The sequence below is a fragment of the Nostoc sp. ChiQUE01b genome, assembly GCF_034531255.1.
GTDB lineage: Bacteria > Cyanobacteriota > Cyanobacteriia > Cyanobacteriales > Nostocaceae > Nostoc.
This window is the reverse complement of record NZ_JAVRBM010000126.1, coordinates 1-17,370: the sequence shown is the minus strand read 5'-3', so window position 1 is coordinate 17,370 and position 17,370 is coordinate 1. Positions and strand designations below refer to the sequence as shown.

The window sequence follows — 17,370 nt, the reverse complement described above, 5'->3', positions numbered from 1 at the left end:
TTACTTTACTCATAGATTATACTGTTTGTCCTAACCACCTTGACGATTGCTATACTTTTGACTTGGGTTGATTCAAGTCTTGTTTTGGAATGCGGGCATTTTATGAACAGAGCATTTTGATTTGGGTAACAGCAAAAAGATAGTAACTATTTTAGCTTTATAACTGCGGCTTTATACTTAATCTATCTCCGTGCCGAAATTTTGATTGATGATGTATCAAAAAAATGCCTTACATCAGGTCATGTAAATTGATTTTTTACTGCTTGTGAGAAATCCGGGCTTCAAAGCTTGGGTAAGATTGAACGAGGCATGACTACCAAGCTCAATAGTAGAAGTCAGCGTGGGTTAGCCATTGCATTGCAGATTCCACCTGAGTACCTTGATGCTGTTGTCCGCAGTGTACCAATAGTCGCCTTCAGATGTTCTGAAATTTTGCCCTCACTGTTGGACTCCAGGCACAGGCGTTGAAGAGATATGGTTATTGCCGCGATCGCAGTTTTGTTTTCTATGCGGAAATGGCTTACGTAATAGTTGCGCTCAGTGTAATGAACCAATTACATCATTAAAATTTCGCTTTTGTCCTTACTGTGGCTTTCCATATAAGGCATCTAAGGATTCTGAATCTCAAAGCCATTCCCGTTAATTCTAGTATTATTTATTACTTTTAACTAAAATTACTTAAATCAAGTTTTATCGCCTTCTTGAACTAAACTGTTTAGTTTGCACTTGGTGACAGCTTCGCCAGCTCTTCCCCAAGTAACCGATTAACGAGAAATCAAGAGTTTTAGCACCTAAAAAGTTTTGTAGTATTCATGTAATGCTGCTTATCCCAATTTTCTATTCTGATGTTCTGATGATACTTATACCCCTACTTATATAGAATTGGGTTAGTCGTGTCCACTTGATTTTGAATCCAAAACACGACCGTCCTGTATCAGGCGATCTCTAATGAAAGCGACAGTCTGAGACTCGGCTACTACGGTCGGATGATTCGGTTCATCGACGTAATGTACGCCCAATACCGAATGTGCAAATCGATCTATTCCGTGACAATTGCCGTAGGACGAATCGATTTCGATAGCCTGAAAGTTAGGGCCGAACTCCTCGTGGAGCCGATGAAAACGCTCAGTTGGTACGAAAATGTCGGCGGTGAATCGCAAACCGAGCACACAGATACCTTGTGTCGCACTCCTTGCTTTCGCTTGGACGAGTGTATTCTCATCGATACCGAGATCCCGTTTGCGATCTGGTGTTAGGGCAAAAGGTAGCGACGGATTGCAAACTACAGGTACCAACACAGCTTCTTCTACCATCATGGCTAAGGCAAATCCTCCAGTCATGCACATCCCGATCACGCCGACGCCTGGACCACCGCATTCAGTATGGGCGTATCTGGCTAAACATCGTAACCAAGATGTCACAGGACTGTTTTTGCTAGTTGCTAGCACAGTAAACTCATGCACAACACAGCAGTGAACCAAAGATGCTGTGATGTTAAAGGCATTCACCTCCTTGCCAGGCTTGCCAAACAATGAAGGCAGCCAAACCGTCAAGCCAGCGTCACAGAAGGCGTTGGCTAGGCGAATAACACCTGGGTGAAGACCTGGAACCTCGTGCATGACAATCACCGCAGGTCCCTTACCCTTTCGGAAGACACTGCGGGTCTCATTTTCAAAAGTTAGTTCAAGCTGGTCAAAATCAGACAAATCCTGTGACATAATCGCTTTTGCTGTTTACAAAAAGAGCTTAGGTTTAGTTTTGGCTTAAAAATCGTTTATTTAAGTCCGGTTAGAAGCTAGATGTCCTAACTTTTCGAGCCTGGGTTAGCTTCTTGCGCTTGTTAAGCCTATAGCCTACAGCAAAAACACCAAACAGAGTCAAGCCTGCATTGGCTGTAGGCTCAGGTACAACTTGGGGTGTAGGCTTAGATACAACTTGCAGTGAGCCATTGTAAAGGACCGGACCAAGGAAGTCGTTGGGAGTCAATTGACTTAATTTGAGTCCTGGAGGAATGTTAGGAACAAAACTTCCTACTGCGGCTTGAACTTCATTAGTTATCAAATCAGTTAGTGTCCCCGTAAGGCTAGACGAGATTTTGAGGATCGAAGGATCTAAGGGATCGGAGTTAGGATCGATTTCAGCAACTCGCTTAACTGTTTCCAACTGAAACCTGAAGTCAACCAAGCCGGGAGTCGTCAGGCGCAGAAAGTTTTGCACATAAAAATCCGGGTTATCCGAGCCATTAAACAACGGACTTGATTGCGTAATTAATCCAGATGCGATTCCTTCGTGAATATCGTGAATTATCCCAAATTGTGAAGGGAACGTAAGCGCAGGTGCAAAAGAACTGCTAGCATCCAGAACTTGGAAACTGCCATCTAAATTAGGATTAGGAGACAGAGAAAGACCGGAAGATTCAACATAATCAAACTGATTAGAACTGGCAAAGACATAGCCAGAGAAGTCAATTCTGCTTCCGACTGTTGCTGCATTGGCAATGCTAGTGCCTGTCACTACACCAGCTACAATGAGCGGAATCGTTGCCATTGGACTAAGAAGCTTTGCTTTCATCAGGTTCTCCATTGAGAGTATAGATTAGAACATTCGTGACAGTTTAGATTATGTTACTTTTGTCAATTAGTAATTTTACTTAATATTAAACAAAAATGACATATAAAACTTATGTCATACCATTTCACGTTAATAGCGATACAGATGAATCTTGTAGAGACGCGAAATTTCGCGTCTCTACAGGTCTGTATTTGTATCAAGGTTTTTGTGAAACGGTATCAGGACTGAGTTTTCAGCGCCAAAATTAACAGGAGGCAGGGGACAAAGGAGCAGTTCCCCCTGCAAGAGCAACCTCGTGCTCCCTTGCCTCTTTTTCAATGATGCATTTAAATATTACGCGATCGCCTGCCTCAAAATTGTCTTTCCTATCCCGGTTTCTGGCAATATTTTAAGTACGATTACTTATTGACAAACAAACCGTAGCCTTTACCTGTAAGCGATGAGGTTAGAATGATTGTTTAAGTCCCGTTAGAAGCTAGATGTCCTAGTTTTTCGAGCTTGAGAGCTTTACTAAGGATAGCTTCTTGCGCTTGTTAAGCTTATAGCCTACAGCAAAAACACCAAACAGAGCCAAGCCTGCATTGGCTGTAGGCTCAGGTACAACTTGGGGTGTAGGCTTAGATACAACTTGCAGTGAGCCATCGTAACTGGCTGGGCCAAAGAAGTTGTTGGGAGTGAATTGACTTAAGTTGATACCTGGAGGAAAGTGGGGTACAAAAGTTCCTACTGCTGCTTGAACTTCATTAGTTATCAGGTCAGTTAATGTACCTGTCAAGGAGGCCGAAATACTGGTAACAAAAGGATCGGAGGGATCGGGAGAGTTAGGATCGATGGTAACAGTTCGATTGGCAGTTTCTAACTGAAACGTGAAGTTGACCAAGCCAGGAACATTAAGGCGAAGAAAGTTCGGCACATAAAAATTCGGGTTATCCGAGCCGTTCAGAACTGGACCTGCTTGAGCAATTATTCCCGGTAAGCCTGCCGCGTTGAAATCGCGGATTGTCCCAATTGACCGAGAGTCCGTAAGGGCCGACGCAAAAGAGCCGGTAGCATCCAGAACTTGAAAACTGCCATCTACATTAGGACTAGATACCAGAGGCAAAAGGGAAGAGTCAATATACTCCATCTGAGTTAGACTGCCAAAGGCATACCCAGAAAAATCAATCCTGCTGCCGACTGTTGCTGCATTGGCAATGCTAGTGCCTGTCACTACACCAGCTACAATGAGCGGAATCGTTGCCATTAAACTAAGAAGCTTCGCTGTCATCAGGTTCTCCTTTTACTACCATCCATCAATTTTTGCAACACAACCAGTTTCGTTATCTTGTATGCGAAGCTCATCAGGTTGCAAGTCCAACCATTGTAGTGAGCGCTCAATATGCCGACCCAAGAGGACTTTGTTTTGTGTCATAAAATCCATGAGAAAAAAGAGTACTCGCCAGACTGAGCGTCGGGCTTTTCCTTCACGAATCAACTTGGAAAACTCCGGCTTATAAGGGTTATAGCCCAGGTTTTTGAGGTCGGAATATATGAAGAGCCAATTCAAAGTAAAGTTGCTCAAAACGGGATTCACATACCAACGATTCTTGGCCAAACCCAATTCCACAACGCGTTCCATCACCTCTTCTTGGTTGTAGTCCCAAACATGAAAAGGTGCGATAATGCGCGGGAACTTTGCATCGTGACCATAGCGATGCGGATTCCAGAATAAAGACTGCTCAGAATCGTCAAACAAACCCTTCTCAAATAATTCGTGAGGAATCCAGTCTTCCTGCGATATTCGTTCTTGAGGCATTTCATAAAGCATACGCTCTGGGTCGGGTTGACCTGGAGAATACCCTGTCACAATTAGCGGGATGTTCTTTTCCATAGCCAAACTAAGAATGTCCCCCTCTCTAATGTCTAACCAAAAATAGCAAACTGTATGTACAGCGCCACGTCTACTTTGGTTGCACAAAAGATAGCGAATGAATCGCTTATATAGCTCTTTTGAGGGAGTCTGCACGTAATGATCGACATTTAGGTGCCCCACCGTACGGCGTATATTATCCCAGGTATTCGGTGGAATATCGAAATCGCTTGTGTAGGCCAGAACCCGCAGATTGTATTCCTTGACAAGTTTATATAACAAATAGCAGCTATCTTTACCCCCGCTAAACGACAAGATGCAATCGTATTCGCTCTGTCTTGAGGGATTTCGTAATGTTTCTTCTAGATCGCGTCGTTGTGCGGCACGCTCACTTTCTTGCTTCTGTCTATCTTCTGTTTGCATCTCCCACTCTCTGCACAGGTTACATACTCCATCGTTATCGAAGTTTACTCCTGAGACTCGTGTGGTCAGCAAGCATCTTTTACATGTCTTGGTCATATATGAATTCCTTGTACTTTTATACTCCCTTCCTGGTCTAAGATTACCTACTACCAGATGGCTGAACCTATTCTTTTGTAAGGAAATACAATAGGTATTCTGCTCGCAGGAAGGGAGTAACATAAACTGAGCCTTAGTCCAAGTGCGAATATTAGAGACGCTTCCTACACACTCGCCTTAGAAACGAGAGCGTACATTTTTTTGGCATAGTTCATCGCATCATCAAGAAAGTCTGCGTATGAATTGAGAGCATCACCCGCTGTTTCCACAAGAGTATCCGTATACTCAGGATGTTGAGCAAGAAGCTTGTGGACAACTTCAAAGTTCGTTTCGGTATGACCAACATCAGCACGCACATGTTCATGGAGAAAGCTGATACTTGGTAACGAATTTTGCCCCATCGACTCAACCCAGCTTTTCAAAAGGAGAGGGCCATACGTCGTCGAGATCAATTCGATCTCCACATCAATTGCTAATTCAGCACATGGAGAATCGCCTTCGATGACACGCTCATGTAACTGGTGATAGCGTTTGACAGCAGGACTCATTTTGTGATTAAGCAACTCTTTTGAATCAATGTGAAAGTTAGGCTCTTCTAGATTCCAAGTGTCAACGAGCTTTTTGACATCTTCTGTTGCCCAGTTATCATGACCTTCTTCTTCTTCTTCGTGCTGATAGAAAAACTCTGCCATCTCCTTCAACCCTTCCTCTTCACAGCGCTCACCTGCACGCTTTAAATAAGCGGGGATTGGTTCGGTAAGGCCTGCACTCAGGGCACTCCAATGAATCATGAAGAGTTTGAGAAGCTTAGGCTCGACTCCTTCTGTGAATATCTCCTTTACAACCTTTCTCGACGCAAACTCCTTGCGCGCTGGCTCGCATCTTCTCTGGTATTCGTTTTGATATATCTGTATATTTTCTAATGTCGTCATAGCATCTTTCTCCTAGTGTTACTATCAAACTCTGTATGTATTAGCTAGCACTCAATCCGTATCTTGTTAAAGCCCCGACAACCGCAATCGCTTTCCATTAACTCCTGATAAACTTCTCAAGTCTTCTGGGGATTTACACCAAATAGTAAGCGACGTGCTTCGTCATCCATCTGTTGTTCACCTTTGATGGGTTCACCCACTTCGTATGCTCGTTTTACAGCTGGACGTTCAGTAATCCGGGCTACCCACTCTGCAACTCTCGGAAAATCGGAAAGCTGAATGTTGATCAAGTCGGAAAATTTGATCCAGGGATAGCAAGCCATATCAGCAATCGAGTAATTGCCTGTAAGATAGTCTTGATCGCTCAATTGTTTTTCCATCACCCCGAACAACCGTTTCACTTCGTCCCCGTAGCGTTTTTTGCCATAGGGAATGTCTTCTGGAGCGTACTGAATAAAATGATTTGCCTGCCCCATCATCGGACCAACCCCGCCCATCTGCCACATTAGCCATTGAATGGTTTGGTGGCGAGTGCGTAAATCTGATGATAAAAATTGACCAGTTTTCTCGGCGAGATAGATTAAAATACTGCCCGATTCAAATAATGCAAAAGGGCTATTTCCCTCCGCAGGAGCATGATCGACAATTGCAGGAATACGGTTATTGGGTGCGATCGCCAAAAAATCTGGTTGAAATTGATCTCCTCGCAGAATATTAATTGGTTTAATTTGGTATGACAGCCCACTTTCTTCAAGAAAAATCAGGGTTTTATAACCATTAGGTGTCGGCCAGAAATAGAGATCGGTCATATTTAAAAACAATTTATTACTAATTACTGCTAACTCGATCTATGGGTCGATACTTGGCTCTGAGAAATCCTGTCAAACCAGGCCCCTTTTCCACAATCTTTAGCCCTTGAATGTTATTTTTTGCTGTAAAAAGACTGGAAATACCATCAGCAACTTGGGTGATCGCCTCTTCTTCTAGTCCTAAAATCGGTACAGCGAAACGAACCAAACTGATATTATTAGCAATCTGAGTTGGAGAACTATGATTTAGAGAACCGCGAATCCCATAATCCCTAAACAATTGGTAAAGGAAAGCTTGGGCTGGTTGATGAGAATCAGGAATTGCCAAATATTCGGCATTGATATTCAGAAATACCCCATGTCCTCCAGCTGGTTGAACCAAATTTGGGTAATTTCCCAGAGCTTGGTGCAGTTTTTTGACTAGATTGATTCTTTGGCGAACCAAGAAAGAAACCCGATCCATGTCAGTTATAGAATGAGCAAGAATTTGTTGACCATTGCGACTTAAACCAGCACCAAAAAGTATCAAGTAATCCAGACAACGATAAAATAGCTTGGGATCTCGCACCGCTAGAAAACCGCCAATAGGAGTAGGAAAATCTTTAGTTGCACTCATTGTACAACCATCGGCATAGGAGCAAAATTCACGGATAATTTCATCTACTGAAGTATTTTGATAACCCTCCTCTCGCTCTTGAATCATCAAAGCATTATCAACAATTCGACAAGCATCCAAATATATCGGAATCTGATAATGACGAGCCAAATCAGCCAACGAGCGCATATTCTCTAAAGACATGGGATGTCCCCCCACAGCATTGTTACAAGGTTCAATGCAAATATAGGGAATCCAAGCAGGATGATAAGTATTAATCCCCCGTTCCAGAGCATTAATATCTATATTCCCTTTAAAAGAATATGAGCTATTTATGTCTATAGACTCAGCACACATCACCTCCACAGATGTACCACCATTACGTTCTTGATGAATTCTCGTAGTAGGAAATAAAGCACTCCCCGGAATATAATGACCATTACGGATAATTGCATGGCTTAAAATAGCTTCAGCCAACCTCCCTTGGGAAACAGCAATAACATAGGGAAATCCAAAATTTTGGCTAAATATTTGTTCAGGACTAGCAGAATCAGCAAATTCTTTTTCACTCCACTCAGATAAAGATTGGTGCATCAGACTATCAGTTTGAAGATCAAGCTCAATATGCTTACCCGGAATAATATCTAAATTATGTCCTGTTAACTGTAGTACTTGCATTCTTTCAGCAATGCTCATGCCGCCTCTCCTTCAAACTGACTACGAATTTCACTGATATCAACAATTTGATAATTCATCCGAAATAGATCAAAAAACATCGCTTTTGGTAAAACAATAGGCTTTCTCGATCCCGGTATAATTCCGTCTAGGAGGTAGGCAATACACTCTGTTGCCAGTAAAGCGGTACCAATTACTGGCCCTACCCCAACTGTGGGAACTTTCCCGATTTGCAAACTCTTGCCTATAACATCAAGTTGTTCCGGTACAAACCACTCTTTGAAAATCTCAGGAAGAGCAGTGGACTGTTTAGCATTGCGAAAAGTCCGAGTCCAGAATTCCATACCCATACCTTCAGGTGAAGAACACAGAGCAAAACAACCAAATCCCAAAATCGGGGCAACTACGCTAAATATTCCTAACTTGCGGGCTTTTTGGTGCATGGTTTCTCGAAGTTCATAGGGAACTGTTGCATCTAAACAATCCACCAGAATATCCGCACCTTGGAGAAATTCATCCTGATTATCTTGAGTAAGCCCTTGATTAAAAATCTTCACTTGAGCATCAGGATTAATATCTAAAATTAATTCTCGATAAACCTCCGCTTTATTTCTGCCCATAGTTGAGCCAATCGCCCCCCATTGCCGATTCATATCAGGGGGATCGAAATCCGCAGGATCAGCTAAATGAAAAGCTCCAACTCCCAAGCGACACATGGTTAAACCCATCCCACCCCCAATACCGCCACATCCGGCCACAACAACCTTTTTCTTAGCTAAATGTTCCACACCTTCGGAAGTTAACAGAGGCAAACTACGATTGAGAAAATAATCTGGTGAAGTCATAGATAGTGTCATTGTTATTTAGCAAATCTGTTATTAGTTACTCGTCATTTTCCCTTACCCAATGCCCATTAATCCCAATTTCATTTAATAGTGCAATGCTACTTCCCCCTTAGTAGGTCGGCAGGGCTCTTTCATTCCCTAAAATAGGTAAAATAGCACGTGTTGAAAGGATAAAAGATCATGGGTGCAAATCTGATTGAACATCTGCGACTTGTGGAAGATTTTAGAAGGAAAGATAATCAATCAAACAGCACTGTTTAGGTCGGGGGAGATAAAAAGTAGTAGTATTTTTTGAAAACCTGATAACTACAAATAAATTATGCAGCTATCAGGTTATTAGCAAACAAAGAACTAACACCTACATCGTACTTCCCAAGATTCACCTTTCCTTGGTTAACATACATAAACTGGGCTTGAACATTATGAATTGTAATTAATCCTCCCGGGAGATTGGTCATACCAAGTCGAGATAAGGTACGCTGATTGGCAGAGGGAATTAAAGGCATTCCTAGACACAAATCCAATTCTGGTTGGTACTCGAATATTTTTAAGGCTGCACCAGGTAAAGCAATAGCCAGAATTGTGTTTCCTACTTTAACCCGTCGATACTGCTTACCAACAATGTTATAGGTGGAAGTCATAATTTTGCTATATCCATTGTTAAAGATAAAAGCCTTCGATTCCTCGGTCATAACCTTAAAATAGGAAAGGTCTTTATAGGCATGAATGTTAAAATTTAAATAGTTAATCAATGCCAGAGCAACAATCTCGGTTCCTTGTCGTAAAACAAGTATTTCGTCAGCAGCAATGAATTTGTCGGAAATTTTTACTGATAAGCCTTCTAAGCCCATTTCTTCAATAGCGATATTCCATTCAGCTTGCCAAAACTGATAGGCTTCATTATAGGCAATTCTATGGATTGGTTTGTTTTTGTCCAGCAATTGCATGTTAACCGAGTTATTTTTTTCCATGTTTAAATACTTTCACCTCATGATAATGTATTAAAAATTAACTGTTCTACTTCTTTATGGTTTGTAAATATTAAAAGCAACTTAATTAACGTCTAAATCTCCTGTTTGGACTGCTTTTTTGTGCTTTAATGTCCTTATAAAATTAGATTTTACTAACTACTAAATTAGTAATAATTAAGGGCTAAAAACGCTGCCATTTAATTTATTGCTTCTAGCTAGCTAGTTAAATTTATTTTTTAGCACAAGGGAATCGGTAGAGGCAAATTAACTACCAACTACAAACTCTGAACTCCGAACTAACATATAGATTAGGCTAATCCCAACAAGACTAAGCCTATGTTCCAGCTCATAACAAACAGACAGAGGATTCCGACTCCATAAGCAACAGTTCGCCAAGGCTGTAAACCGAGAAGATAGGTTAATGTATGCAAGATGCGTGCAATTGTGAAAATGGGAAACAGCCAAGTTGCTGCTTTTGGGGAAGCACCGATTAAAATATAAGCTGTCCCAAGACCCAAAAAGATAGGAATATTCTCCAAGTCGTTAAGCCAAGCTTTGGCTGCTCGCCGAACTTGTGGTAGTTCTTCTTCATCGGCTGATTTTTTAAAGACTTGGGCATCTTCTGGATTCACAAAGACACGCCTGGTGAGACGATAAAATCCTTGATAGGCTGAAAGTGCAAACATCTTTAAAAACAGGACAACAACACATAACGAATACCAGTAACTAATTGGGTTCATGGTTCCCTCCTCAAAATTCTCTCTGCTATCTGTCCTACGATGTACACACAAGACTTATCCGGAAATTTGTAAAGCACTCCACATCTGGCTTTGCACAGCGTTAGCATAAAGCCTTGTCTAAAAATTTAATACAATATAGGACTCATATCTGATTTCTGAACAAGATTTCAGATAAAACTCTGATAAAACGGACTTTTCAGTCTCAGTATTTTTTCAAAAATCAAATCGGAGTCCTATAGTTAACTTAATATCTATGTTTTTCAATTTTTCAGCATAATTGCTAATTGACAAAACTAAGATTATCTTAAACTCTCATCTATGATCAATTATTGATCTTATTCTCAACTAATGATTGAGAGTTGCTATCCACTGGTCATTAGTAAAATAACTAATGACTTATAACTAATGACCAATTGATAAATGTTTACACAGAAACTCTTCTAATAAATTCTTGTTGATCGAACTCAAAGGCAAGTTTTGCACCACTTGCTGCATCTGAACCCCATCCATCCTTGAGGCACGTTAAAACAGTTTTGCGGAATCGACTTGAGGTGATCCACATGAGTGAGAACAAATCATGTCCCATGACTAGCTTGTTGATAGCTCGGGAGGCAATCCCAATGGATGGCTCAGGGGTATTCACGCAGTGCCACCACCAGTGAGGAGAAAAAAGCACATCACCAGGCTCCAGCGTAACAGTGAATTTAGGTATATAACGATATAAAGGATAGCCATCTGCCTCAATTGCGTCATTGCTCTTCTTCCAATCAAGCATGGTGGCAGTATAAAACATATCTTTGCGCGTGATTGGATGCATCCACATGGAATGCTGAGGATGAACCAACGTCCACTCCTTGCGCCCATATACCATTGTAAAAAGGTTTGGACCTCCTGTGGCATGCCACCCGGAGCGTACCCCTCCTCCGGACAGAAAGAGCTGAGTTGACATGATCCGCTTATCTCGAGTACTCAGATATTTCCCAAGCGTTTCGAGATCGAGAGCATTGCGAAGCGACGGATTTCTGTTGAACAGATCCTCAGTGTGCCCAGGATAATATGTTCCACCGCTTTTGATATTCTCCACTACCTCGGACAATGGTATGTCTACATAACGGTACGCTTCTTCGTTGAGTTCGTTAGCGCGAACACGTGTGGAGACTAGTTCGTTACCATAGTTTGAAGCAAAAAACTCGGGTGTCCAAGTCTGTATGGCTTTCCAGTGTTTTGCCATTCCGCGGAAGACTACTGGAGTATTAGGTTTGAGATACACTTCGTGAAATTCTTCCGCAGAGATATCATCAATCGTCAGTTCAGGAACTGGCAGCGTCGGTGCGTCCCCGTAAGGCATAGACTGCGCCTTGATGCTATCTTCAATTCTCCGCGTTTTATCAGCACACCAAGGCGGTCCATAAGGACCATGTTGCGTGCGACCCACAAAGTAGTAACGGTAAAGAAAATGTGACCAATACTTTAGCCGCGTCAAACTGTCGATCTTTGGCGACGAACTAATATCAACGGTTGGAAATCTTGTTGCGTTTTGTGCAATACTAATCACCATAACTCCTCCAATCTGTTGCTCATATCAAGACAATTTTGACAAGTGAAGAAGCCAGCCAACATTACTCTCTTCTTCAAGCTCGTCATATAGATTATTAAAAAACACATTCTGGAACTCTTGCCCAGTAAGGCTTTTAACTTTTAATTTGTTTCTCAGTTCTCGCCTCACTTACATGGATATCAAGTTGTCATCAGTAGAGGATTAAAGTGCGGACTCAGCCCAGAAGGGTTACTCTACTAAAGCCTGGAATCCCCCCAGAAAACTGGGTTTCTCCAGAACGAATCGCACTTGCGCGTATCCCGGCGTACAGTGACTTTTTATTTGTCACTGTGCCAAATTAAATTATTGCTAATTGTTTAATTGCGCTTTCTAAGTAAGTTGATTAAAATCTAAAATCAATTTTTTATCTTTACACTAACTATAATTATCAAAATTCAACTAGAATGCAAGAGGAAAAAATCAGGCAAATATTTTGTATAAAATTAGGTATACAATTACTCAAAGAACAAAAAATCAGGATTGATAGGTGAAAAATTAAAAAAAATAGGAATAAATCAGGTTCAGCAGGGTAAACGCACCAGGGCGAACGCATCTAAATATAGTAATTATGTACTATATTTAGATGCGTTCGCCCTGTATGCCCAATGCCCCATGCCCAATAAAGGTAAGTATCTGGTTGCTACAGTCGCGGTGAAAAATACTAAGCTGGTAAATAGCACGTTTAAACTTTAGCGGAAATTCCAAATCGCATTCATCGGCGGTTTAAAATTCTCTATTGGCGAACTACCTGTAATTACATTATGTTTGATGCTCTATCTGACCGTTTAGAATCAGCCTGGAAAAAACTGCGGGGACAGGACAAAATTTCTCAATCCAACATTCAAGATGCATTGCGCGAAGTGCGCCGCGCCCTGTTGGAAGCAGATGTCAATCTCCAGGTAGTAAAAGATTTTATTAGTGAAGTCGAAGCCAAAGCGCAGGGAGCCGAGGTGATTACCGGCGTGCGACCTGACCAACAGTTCATCAAAATTGTTCATGATGAACTGGTGCAGGTGATGGGAGAAGAAAATGTTCCCATCGCAGAAGCCCAAGAACAGCCGACTATTATTCTGATGGCTGGGTTGCAAGGTACTGGTAAAACCACAGCTACGGCTAAGTTAGCCTTACATCTGAGAAAATTAGAGCGTAGCTGCTTGTTGGTGGCGACAGACGTATATCGCCCAGCAGCGATCGATCAGTTGCTAACGTTGGGTAAGCAAATTGACGTACCAGTATTTGAACTAGGAAGCGACGCCGATCCCGTAGAAATCGCAAGGCAAGGTGTAGAACGCGCCAGAGCAGAAGGTGTAAATACAGTAATTATTGATACTGCTGGTCGCCTGCAAATTGACGAAGATATGATGGCGGAATTAGCCCGCATCAAAGCAACCGTCCAACCCCATGAAACTCTGTTGGTGGTGGACGCGATGACTGGTCAAGAGGCCGCAAATCTTACCCGCACCTTCCACGAACAAATCGGCATTACTGGAGCGATTCTCACCAAATTAGATGGTGATAGCCGTGGTGGTGCTGCACTTTCGGTGCGGCAGATTTCGGGAGCGCCGATTAAGTTTGTGGGCGTGGGTGAAAAAGTCGAGGCACTGCAACCGTTTTATCCCGATCGCATGGCATCGCGGATTCTCGGTATGGGCGATGTATTGACCCTGGTAGAAAAAGCCCAGGAAGAGTTTGACTTAGCCGACGCTGAGAAAATGCAGGAGAAAATTCTCTCAGCGAAGTTTGACTTTACAGACTTTCTCAAGCAGTTGCGGATGCTGAAGAACATGGGTTCTTTGGGAGGCTTGATCAAGATGATTCCAGGGATGAACAAGCTTTCAGACGATCAACTCAAGCAGGGAGAAACCCAGTTAAAGCGTTGTGAGGCGATGATTAACTCCATGACTCGCCAAGAACGCCACGACCCCGATTTATTAGCCAGCTCTCCCAGTCGGCGGCGGCGGATTGCTTCTGGCTCCGGCTATAGAGAGTCAGATGTCAGCAAACTGGTGGGTGATTTCCAAAAAATGCGATCGCTCATGCAGCAAATGGGTCAAGGTAGCTTCCCTGGAATGCCGGGAATGTTCGGCGGTGGCGGCATGGGCAACGCCTTTGCCGGTGCTGGTAATCGTCCCCCAGCCCCCGGATGGCGAGGTTATGATGGTGTCCCAGCCACGAAAAAGAAAAAACCCAAAGATAAAAAGAAAAAAGGCTTTGGCAATCTTTAGTAATTAGTCATTGGTCATTAACCAATGACAAAGGACAAATGACAAAGGACTAATAGCAGCAAATGCTAGGCAGTGCTAAAATTAGCATTTCGACCTCAGAATTTATCAGCAGAGGAAACTAACCCTCAATTTCTCGGCACCAGCCAGATTTAAGTTACTTCCTCACCAATTAGTTGCTAACTAATATCTAACAACAGGAGAATGATTCTTCAACCATGATCAAACTGCGCTTGAAACGATTCGGTAAAAAGCGGGAAGCAAGTTACCGCATTATCGCCATTAACAACCTCGCTCGCCGCGATGGTCGTCCCTTAGAAGAGTTAGGATTTTATAATCCCAGAACTGATGAAGTGCGACTAGACGTTCCCGCTATCGTCAAGCGACTACAACAAGGCGCTCAACCCACTGACACCGTTCGTCGCATTCTAGTAAAAGCTAATGTTTTTGAGCAGGTCAGTGCAACAGCCGCATCATAATTTCGGAACAAAACTCCCAACAGCTAGCCCCAACTATGTTGAGCTGGTTCGGTTTTTGGTGCAGCCGTTTTTGGAATCTCCAGAGACATTAAGCGTCGATTGTGAAATTTCTCAGGCCCTGAACCGGGTTTGGGTTCGCATCGCCTTTGAAAGCACAGATAAAGGAAAAGTATTTGGTCGAGGGGGACGCAATATTCAGGCGATTCGTACAGTAATTGCCGCAGCCGCAGCCGCAGCTGGGCAATCAACATACCTGGATATCTACGGCAGCACCACTCCGGGCCGCGAAGGTATGTCTTTTGATGAAGACACAGAAGAGCGATCGCCACCGCCGACTAAGAGAGAACCGCGTGCAAATGATGGGCCTAAACCCATTGTTAAACCACGCCTCCGCTAGATTGAAACTAAAGAGCAAATCTGAGCGGTTGTTGTTACCTCCGCTCAGAATTTTTATCAAGATGGAAAGTAGCAAAAAGATTTTTAAATCTTTTTTTGAACTCTTCACCAGTAGGAGTGTACAGCTTTATGCCCCTACGACGATTCATTTGTTGCAAAGATTTTTCCAAATTTCAAGAGGGAGTAGGGAGTAGGGATACTCCTGGCTTAAAAGCCAGGGGATTGAATAAGGACGCTTTGTGCGTCGTACTACGTACTCTGGACACAAGTCTTTTTTCTTCTATCCTCCCAAAAAGGGAGGGGCTTGTAACCATTACCATCAAGACAGGTTTTCTTCCCTACTCCCTACTCCCTACTCCCTACTCCCTGCCCCGAAGGGGCTAGGTAAATAATAAAAGCATAATTTCGCCGTTAGTGAGAAAAAATTAACCTTTGTCAAATACAGATCCTCACCAATTAAGAAATACTATGGCAGGTGCTTTAACAATTCAGCTGCCGAATATTCCCAGTGCGATCGCTCTTGGCGGAGATGGAGAAGAAAATCTCAAAATCCTATCTCGGCAAACAGGAGCCGCTTTAGTGCTACGCGGACAGGAATTAGTGATTTCTGGTACTGAAGGGCAAATCGATCTGGCTTCTCGATTAGTGCGATCGCTTGAAGACCTCTGGATTAAAGGCAATACTATTTCCAGTGCCGATATTTTAACAGCCCGTCAAGCCATAGATAGCGATCGGCAAGGGGAACTCCAAGATTTACAGCGAGATGTCCTCGCCAAAAGTCGCCGAGGTGAAGAAGTCCGTGCCAAAACCTTCCGCCAGCGCCAATATATCGACGCACTCCGTAGACGCGATCTCACCTTTGGAATTGGCCCTGCTGGTACTGGTAAAACTTATCTTGCTGTTATTGTCGCCGTGCAAGCACTCCTTGCTAATCAGTTTGAAAAGCTAATCTTAACTCGCCCTGCCGTCGAAGCCGGCGAAAAACTCGGCTTTTTACCTGGAGATTTACAGCAGAAAGTTAATCCCTATCTTCGCCCACTTTACGATGCTATTTATGAATTCATCGACCCAGAAAAAGTACCCAGTTTAATGGAACGCGGTGTGATTGAAGTCGCACCACTCGCCTATATGCGGGGACGCACCCTCAATAACGCCTTTGTAATTGTGGATGAAGCTCAAAATACTACACCCGCTCAGATGAAAATGGTTTTGACTCGTTTGGGTTTCCGTTCGCGGATGGTGATTACAGGCGACATGACACAAACTGATTTGCCACTTCACCAACAATCGGGTTTAGGAGTGGCTTTACAAATTTTAAAACACGTTGAAGGCATTGCCTTTTGCGAATTTTCCCAAAGAGATGTTGTGCGCCATCCTCTAGTTCAGCGTATTGTCGCTGCTTATGAACAATACGAAAAATAGTCATTGGTCATTAGTCATTGGTCATTAGTAAAAAACTAATCAATGACGAAGGACGAAGGACAAATGACAAAGGACAAATAACAAAGGATAACAATTTATGAGTACTACTTTGAAAGAATTTTTAGCAGCTTGTGAGACTTTGGGAACTTTGCGTTTAATTGTTACTAGCAGCGCCGCTGTATTAGAAGCACGAGGCAAAGTAGAAAAGTTATTTTATGCAGAATTGCCTAAAGGTAAGTATGCGAATATGCATACTGAAGGCTTTGAGTTTCACTTGAATATGGATAAAATCATTCAAGTGAAATTTGAAACAGGTGAAGCGAAGAGAGGTAACTTTACTACTTATGCCATCCGGTTTTTAGATGATAAACAAGAGCCTGCTTTAAGCCTCTTTTTACAATGGGGTAAACCAGGAGAATATGAACCAGGACAAGTGGAAGCTTGGGAAACTTTAAAAGAGAAGTATGGGCAAGTTTGGGAACCTTTACCAGCAGAAATTTAATTTAATACAGCTAAACTGATAGGGGTGGAGAAAATCGGATATCTGCACTGAATTGCTCGACATTAATGCTGTGATGAATTGGTAAAATATATTCTAAATTTTCGTGGGGGCAATGAAAAAGCAGGGGAGGAGGGAGCTCTAGTTAGGGGTTAGTTTTCCTCCAGCAAAGCTGCCCCCTAACTCCTGACTTGAAAGTGCTGAGTGCTGAGTGCTGAGTGCTGAGTGCTGAGTGCTGAGTGCTGAGTG

At 42.7% G+C, this 17,370-nt stretch carries 18 protein-coding genes; 7 read left to right on the top strand and 11 right to left on the bottom strand.

The annotated features are described in order from the left end of the window. Positions 1-424: 424 nt before the first annotated feature. The gene (locus RMY63_RS42045) at positions 425-643 is read left to right on the top strand and encodes a double zinc ribbon domain-containing protein (protein ID WP_416212590.1); all 219 of its coding nucleotides are present in this window, start codon (positions 425-427) and stop codon (positions 641-643) included. Between the two features lie 244 nt (positions 644-887). Here RMY63_RS42045 and RMY63_RS38845 read toward each other — a convergent pair whose 3' ends face one another. After that, positions 888-1,718 carry a dienelactone hydrolase family protein gene (locus RMY63_RS38845; protein ID WP_322733770.1) on the bottom strand — a complete coding sequence of 277 codons (831 nt, stop codon included), beginning with the start codon at positions 1,716-1,718 and terminating at the stop codon, positions 888-890. A 70-nt stretch (positions 1,719-1,788) separates the two neighbouring features. Continuing rightward, positions 1,789-2,571 carry a hypothetical protein gene (locus tag RMY63_RS38840; RefSeq protein WP_322733769.1) on the bottom strand — a complete coding sequence of 261 codons (783 nt, stop codon included), beginning with the start codon at positions 2,569-2,571 and terminating at the stop codon, positions 1,789-1,791. A gap of 95 nt (positions 2,572-2,666) precedes the next feature. On the opposite strand from RMY63_RS38840, the gene RMY63_RS38835 reads away from it, so the two are divergent. After that, positions 2,667-2,819, top strand: a complete 153-nt coding sequence (locus RMY63_RS38835; protein WP_322733768.1) for a hypothetical protein — start codon at positions 2,667-2,669, stop codon at positions 2,817-2,819. Positions 2,820-3,055: 236 nt separating this feature from the next. On the opposite strand, the gene RMY63_RS38830 is transcribed toward RMY63_RS38835, so the two are convergent. The 9 genes from RMY63_RS38830 to RMY63_RS38790 all read right to left on the bottom strand — a co-directional run bounded on the left by RMY63_RS38830 (position 3,056) and on the right by RMY63_RS38790 (position 12,064). Further along, positions 3,056-3,838 (bottom strand): hypothetical protein, encoded by a 783-nt coding sequence (locus tag RMY63_RS38830; RefSeq protein ID WP_322733767.1) that lies wholly within the window; start codon positions 3,836-3,838, stop codon positions 3,056-3,058. A gap of 15 nt (positions 3,839-3,853) precedes the next feature. Then, positions 3,854-4,843 carry a hypothetical protein gene (locus tag RMY63_RS38825; RefSeq protein ID WP_322733766.1) on the bottom strand — a complete coding sequence of 330 codons (990 nt, stop codon included), beginning with the start codon at positions 4,841-4,843 and terminating at the stop codon, positions 3,854-3,856. Between the two features lie 260 nt (positions 4,844-5,103). Further along, positions 5,104-5,871 (bottom strand): hypothetical protein, encoded by a 768-nt coding sequence (locus RMY63_RS38820; protein WP_322733765.1) that lies wholly within the window; start codon positions 5,869-5,871, stop codon positions 5,104-5,106. A gap of 116 nt (positions 5,872-5,987) precedes the next feature. Continuing rightward, positions 5,988-6,680, bottom strand: coding sequence for a glutathione binding-like protein (locus RMY63_RS38815; RefSeq protein ID WP_322733764.1), 693 nt, complete (start codon positions 6,678-6,680; stop codon positions 5,988-5,990). A gap of 19 nt (positions 6,681-6,699) precedes the next feature. Then, entirely contained in the window at positions 6,700-7,971 is a 1,272-nt protein-coding gene (locus RMY63_RS38810; protein ID WP_322733763.1) for a beta-eliminating lyase-related protein, read from the bottom strand. Further along, a complete protein-coding gene (locus RMY63_RS38805) occupies positions 7,968-8,807 on the bottom strand; it encodes a ThiF family adenylyltransferase (protein WP_322733762.1) in 840 nt (279 codons plus the stop codon). Before RMY63_RS38805 ends, RMY63_RS38810 begins: the two co-directional genes overlap by 4 nt. Before the next feature lie 305 nt (positions 8,808-9,112). After that, complete coding sequence (locus tag RMY63_RS38800; RefSeq protein ID WP_322733761.1) at positions 9,113-9,742, bottom strand: hypothetical protein; 630 nt, start codon at positions 9,740-9,742, stop codon at positions 9,113-9,115. A gap of 332 nt (positions 9,743-10,074) precedes the next feature. Then, positions 10,075-10,506, bottom strand: coding sequence for an MAPEG family protein (locus tag RMY63_RS38795; protein ID WP_322733760.1), 432 nt, complete (start codon positions 10,504-10,506; stop codon positions 10,075-10,077). Positions 10,507-10,930: 424 nt separating this feature from the next. Next, positions 10,931-12,064, bottom strand: coding sequence for a cupin-like domain-containing protein (locus tag RMY63_RS38790; protein ID WP_322733759.1), 1,134 nt, complete (start codon positions 12,062-12,064; stop codon positions 10,931-10,933). A gap of 800 nt (positions 12,065-12,864) precedes the next feature. On the opposite strand from RMY63_RS38790, the gene ffh reads away from it, so the two are divergent. From ffh to RMY63_RS38765, 5 genes are all read left to right on the top strand, one after another. Then, positions 12,865-14,328, top strand: coding sequence for a signal recognition particle protein (gene ffh, locus RMY63_RS38785; RefSeq protein WP_322733758.1), 1,464 nt, complete (start codon positions 12,865-12,867; stop codon positions 14,326-14,328). Between the two features lie 215 nt (positions 14,329-14,543). Next, entirely contained in the window at positions 14,544-14,804 is a 261-nt protein-coding gene (gene rpsP, locus RMY63_RS38780) for a 30S ribosomal protein S16 (RefSeq protein ID WP_251955408.1), read from the top strand. Beyond that, positions 14,767-15,201: a KH domain-containing protein gene (locus RMY63_RS38775; protein ID WP_104906786.1), complete on the top strand. Its 435-nt coding sequence runs from the start codon at positions 14,767-14,769 to the stop codon at positions 15,199-15,201. The genes rpsP and RMY63_RS38775 overlap by 38 nt, the downstream gene beginning before the upstream one ends. Positions 15,202-15,668: 467 nt before the next feature. Further along, a complete protein-coding gene (locus RMY63_RS38770) occupies positions 15,669-16,622 on the top strand; it encodes a PhoH family protein (protein WP_322733771.1) in 954 nt (317 codons plus the stop codon). 97 nt (positions 16,623-16,719) lie between these two features. Further along, positions 16,720-17,124: a ChuX/HutX family heme-like substrate-binding protein gene (locus RMY63_RS38765; protein WP_322733757.1), complete on the top strand. Its 405-nt coding sequence runs from the start codon at positions 16,720-16,722 to the stop codon at positions 17,122-17,124. Positions 17,125-17,370 lie beyond the last annotated feature (246 nt).